At 73.6% G+C, this 3,947-nt stretch carries 3 protein-coding genes; all 3 read left to right on the forward strand.

Features of this window, described 5'->3' with window-relative positions; all coding sequences use genetic code 11:
• The first annotated feature begins 581 nt into the window (after positions 1-581).
• Genes lnt through fxsA form a run of 3 tightly spaced genes read left to right on the forward strand, consistent with a single transcriptional unit; the run spans position 582 to position 3,684 of the window.
• Positions 582-2,282: an apolipoprotein N-acyltransferase gene (gene lnt / locus K6I34_RS33130; protein ID WP_374231090.1), complete on the forward strand. Its 1,701-nt coding sequence runs from the start codon at positions 582-584 to the stop codon at positions 2,280-2,282.
• Positions 2,279-3,040: a polyprenol monophosphomannose synthase gene (locus K6I34_RS33135; protein WP_229331744.1), complete on the forward strand. Its 762-nt coding sequence runs from the start codon at positions 2,279-2,281 to the stop codon at positions 3,038-3,040. Before lnt ends, K6I34_RS33135 begins: the two co-directional genes overlap by 4 nt.
• A 56-nt stretch (positions 3,041-3,096) precedes the next feature.
• Positions 3,097-3,684 (forward strand): FxsA family membrane protein, encoded by a 588-nt coding sequence (gene fxsA, locus K6I34_RS33140; RefSeq protein ID WP_229331745.1) that lies wholly within the window; start codon positions 3,097-3,099, stop codon positions 3,682-3,684.
• Positions 3,685-3,947 lie beyond the last annotated feature (263 nt).

The following is a 3,947-nucleotide window of genomic DNA, read 5'->3' on the forward strand; positions in this document are numbered from 1 at the left end:
TGCCTGCGCACGGTCGTCGGCGGGCGCACCGTGTACGCGGCCCACGGGCGTCCGAACGAGTGACGGGGCCCGGCCGCGTACCGCCGAACGACGTGCCGTCGGCCTGTCGCCGCCCCGGGTCCCGCGCCGTATTGACCTGCTGATTTACGGCAAATGACCTGGTCGGGGAAGTGTTGACAGGTTGCGGGCGGCGGCGGGTAGGTTCTGCGGAGTCCACCACGGACGTCCGGCCGGTGAACCTCCACACAGTCGTCGAACGCCGCTGGGCCATGGGGCGGAGCGCCGGACGGGCGCACCGCCACTGGCAGCCAGGTCCAGCGGCACCACGGGGGCGAGGGACGGTGCCGCCAGGCCGGCAGGTGTGACCCGGGTGGGGCCCGGAAGTTCAGTAGACAACGGTCACGGGTGACCCGCAGCCAGCGGTTCCCGGGCCGGCCCGAAGGACACCGGGCCCCCATCCGCCGCCCGCGCGAAGCGGGTTTTCCACAGGGGCGGGTTTTCCACAGCCCAGGACCCGGGGTGTGCCCCGCGCGAGGTACCGTCGGCACACATACCGCTCAGCTCGCAGGAAAGGGGCGCCCGTGCCCCCGGGTACCGAAACCACCGCCGACGAACGACCGGAGCCCGCGTCCGCCCCGGCCGTGGGGGCGGCGGCACCACCGTCCGCCGTCGCGCCGCGTCCCGCCCGTGCCTCCAGGCTCACCCGGCTCGTCCGCCTCGCCCGGCGCGAGGCGGCCCGTACCGGGCTCGCCGCCCTCGCCGGGCTCGCGCTCGCCGTCGCCTTTCCGCCGTACGACCTGTGGCCGCTGTCGGTCGTGGCCGTCGCCGCGCTCGCGCTGCTCACCCGGGGCCGCACCGCCCGCCAGGGCGCCTGGACGGGCTTCGCCTTCGGGCTGCCGTTCTTCTTCGTCCTGCTCCGCTGGCTGCGGGTGGTCGGCTACGACGCCGTGGTGGGCCTCTCCCTCGTCGAGGCGCTGTTCCTCGCCCTGCTCGGCGCGGGCCTGGCCCGTGTCTCCCGGCTGCCCGCCTGGCCGCTGTGGGGCGCCTGTCTGTGGATCACCGAGGAGCTGGCGCGCGACCGGCTGCCCTTCGGCGGCTTCCCCTGGGGCAGGCTCGCCTTCGCCAACACCGGCTCGCCCTTCACCCCGCTCGCGGCCCTCGGCGGCGCCCCGCTGGTGACGTTCGCCGTGGCCCTCACCGGCGGCCTCCTCGCGTACGCCGCCGTCACCGCCGGGCGGCTGCGCCGTGGCCCGCGCACGCTCCGGGCCGCGCTGCCCGGCGTCGAGGCCGCCGCGCTGGCCGCGGCGGTCCTGCTCGCCGGGTACGCCGTGCCCGTGCCCACGAAGGCCGCCGACACCGTGAAGGTCGCCTTGGTCCAGGGCAATGTGCAGCACGCCGGCATGGACTTCCTCGGCCGCCCGATGATGATCCTCGACAACCACGTCCAGGCCACCCTCCAGCTGGCCCGCGACATCAAGGAGGGCCGCAGGGAGAAGCCGGACCTGGTGATCTGGCCGGAGAACTCCTCCGACCTCGACCCCTTCCAGTACCCGCAGGCGTACGACCGCATCGAGCAGGCCGTCAAGGCGGTCGGCGTCCCGGTCCTCGTCGGCGCCCTGGTCGACCACCCGGGCTCCAGCGGCTACATCGACAACAAGGGCATCGTCTGGGACCCGAAGACCGGCCCCGGCGCCTCCTACTCCAAGCAGCACCCCGTGCCGTTCGGCGAGTACGTGCCCTTCCGCGACCAGCTGAGCAAGGTCATCACCCGGCTCCAGCGCGTCCAGCGGGACTTCTACCCCGGCGACCACACCGGCGTGCTGCAGCTCGGCCCGGCCCGGCTCGGTGACGTGATCTGCTTCGAGATCGCCTACGACGAGATCGTGCGCGACACCGTCAAGGCCGGTGCCCGCGCCCTCGTCGTGCAGACCAACAACGCCACCTACGGCCGCACCGGCCAGCCCGAGCAGCAGCTCGCCATGTCGAAGCTGCGGGCCGTCGAGCACGGTCGCGCCATTGTGACGGCCGCCACAAGCGGCATCAGTGCGGTGGTCTCCCCGGACGGCAAGGTGCTCCAGCAGAGCGAGGAATTCACCCGGGATGTCCTCAGTGCCCGGATACCGCTGCGCGACGCGACCACCGTGGCGGACCGTGTGGGTGCGGGCCCCGAATGGGTGCTCGCTATGGTGGGGCTTCTGTCCTGCGCCGCCGCGGTTCTGATCGGCCGTCGGGCGCGGACGGACGCAACTGAGCTGGCAACTGAGCGAAAGGGCCAGGAGTGAACGACGGTGGTCAGCGGAGATACGGTCCGCTCGGCACGACCCTGGTGATCATCCCGACCTACAACGAGGCGGAGAACATCGGGTCCATCGTCGGCCGGGTGCGGGCGGCCGTACCGGAGGCGCACGTCCTCGTCGCCGACGACAACAGCCCCGACGGCACCGGCAAGCTCGCCGACGAGCTGGCGGCCGACGACGACCAGGTCAAGGTCCTGCACCGCGAGGGCAAGGAGGGGCTCGGCGCCGCCTACCTCGCGGGCTTCCGCTGGGGCCTCGACAACGGCTACGGCGTGCTGGTGGAGATGGACGCCGACGGCTCCCACCAGCCCGAGGAGCTGCCCCGGCTGCTCACCGCCCTCAAGAGCGCCGACCTGGTGCTGGGCTCCCGCTGGGTGCCCGGCGGCCGGGTGGTGAACTGGCCCAAGTCCCGCGAGTTCCTCTCCCGCGGCGGCTCCACCTACTCCCGGCTGCTCCTCGACGTCCCGCTCCGCGACGTCACCGGCGGCTACCGCGCCTTCCGCAGGGAGACGCTGGAGGGGCTGGGCATGGACGAGGTCGCCTCGCAGGGCTACTGCTTCCAGGTCGACCTGGCCTGGCGCGCGGTCAAGGCGGGCTTCCACGTGGTGGAGGTCCCCATCACCTTCGTCGAGCGCGAGCTCGGCGACAGCAAGATGAGCCGCGACATCGTCGCCGAGGCCCTGTGGCGGGTCACCTCGTGGGGCGTCGGCTCCCGCGTGGGCAAGGTGCTCGGCAAGGGCTGACCCCGGCCCGACCCCCGGCCCCGGGCATTCCTCGGGCGTCCAGGCACACTTGAAGCATGACCTTCGGAGCACAGCAGACCGCCCCTGGCCGACCGCCCCACAAGAGCCGCGCCCGCAAGCTCCTCCCGCTGGGAGTGGCCCTGTGGGTGGTCCTGGAGATCTGGCTGCTGACGCTGGTGGCCGGGGCGGCGGGCGGTTTCACCGTCTTCCTCCTGCTGGCCGCCGGCGTGGTGGCCGGCTCGTATGTGATCAAGCGGGCCGGGAGGCGGGCCTGGAAGCGCCTGACGGTGCAGCTGCAGAGCGGGGGCGCGGTCGTCGAACCGGCGCCGGAGAGCGGCGGCAACGGCCTCACGATGCTCGGGGGGCTGCTGATCATCCTGCCGGGTCTTCTGTCGGACGTGGCGGGGCTGCTGTGCCTCTTCCCGCCGACGCGGTCCCTGCTCCGCAAGGGGCTCGAACGGCGGCTGGTGCGGCCTGCGGCTGCCGTGCCGGGGGCCTTCGGGCCGGTCGGGGACGCGTTCCAGCAGGCGCGCATGCGGATGCCTGACGGCAAGGTCGTGCAGGGTGAGGTCGTGCGGGAGGATGTGCCTCCCGCTTCACGGGAGGGTGCTCCGCGGGAGGGTGGGCCGCAGCTGCCGCGCTGAGGTCGGTTCCGGCCGTCGGTTCGGTGCGGCTCGTCTTTTGGGGGTGCGCCTACCGGGGTGCCTCTTGCGCTCGGTGCGCGGCTGCGGGCCGTGTGTGGCTGGTCGCGCAGTTCCCCGCGCCCCTGACGGGGCCGCGTGCCCGAGCCCCAGCGCCCGACGGGGCCGTGCTCTGAGCCTCCGCGCCCCTGACGGGGCCGCGCCCCGAGCCCCTGTGCCCTGACGGGGCTGCGCCCCGCGCCTCCATGCCCCCGGCGGGGCCTGTC

The organism is Streptomyces sp. UNOC14_S4 (assembly GCF_020740835.1).
Taxonomy (GTDB): domain Bacteria; phylum Actinomycetota; class Actinomycetes; order Streptomycetales; family Streptomycetaceae; genus Streptomyces.

What these genes read in the sequence shown, in the direction of transcription:
- fxsA (WP_229331745.1), top strand. Translation starts at nt 3,097, where the DNA reads ATGACCTTCGGAGCACAGCAGACCGCCCCTGGCCGACCGCCCCACAAG.